This window comes from Corynebacterium sp. 045007 (assembly GCF_040743205.1).
Taxonomy (GTDB): domain Bacteria; phylum Actinomycetota; class Actinomycetes; order Mycobacteriales; family Mycobacteriaceae; genus Corynebacterium; species Corynebacterium jeikeium_D.
Map to the genome: position 1 here is coordinate 1 of NZ_JBFLKW010000050.1, position 615 is coordinate 615.

1 rRNA gene is annotated in these 615 nt (G+C 52.0%); it reads left to right on the top strand.

What is annotated here, in order from left to right:
* Positions 1–186: 186 nt before the first annotated feature.
* Positions 187–615, top strand: a 23S ribosomal RNA gene (locus AB1Z34_RS11160); the annotation flags it as partial.

The following is a 615-nucleotide window of genomic DNA, read 5'->3' on the forward strand; positions in this document are numbered from 1 at the left end:
CACATGTTGTTGTTCCTGTTTACAGGTTGCTGCGTGCTGCGGGCAGGCTGCTGTTGTGGTGGTTTGTGTGTGGTGTGTGGGTGTTGTGTGAGAACTGGATAGTGGACGCGAGCATCTTGTTTTTCTGTAAGTTCGATTTTGTCAAGCAGTTTTTCTGTTTGTGATTGTTCTTAGTTATTTGTTTGTGTGTTGTGTTGTAAGGGCGCATGGTGGATGCCTTGGCATAGTAGGCCGATGAAGGACGTGAGAGGCTGCGATAGGCCTCGGGGAGCTGCCAACTGAGCGTTGATCCGAGGGTGTCCGAATGGGGAAACCTGGCCGTCGTTGTGGGCGGTCGCCGTTAGATGAATTCATAGTCTAATTGGTGGTTACGCGGGGAAGTGAAACATCTCAGTACCCGTAGGAGTAGAAAACAATTGTGATTCCGTTAGTAGTGGCGAACGAACGTGGATGAGGCTAAACCGCGTGCGTGTGATACCTGGCAGGGTTTGCGTGCGTGGGGTTGTGGGGATGCATTGTGCAGGGTCTGCTAGTCCTGCGTTGTGTTGTGTGGGTGTAGCGGAAGTGGATTGGAATGTCCTGCCGTAGACGGTGAGAGTCCGGTACGTGAAACAC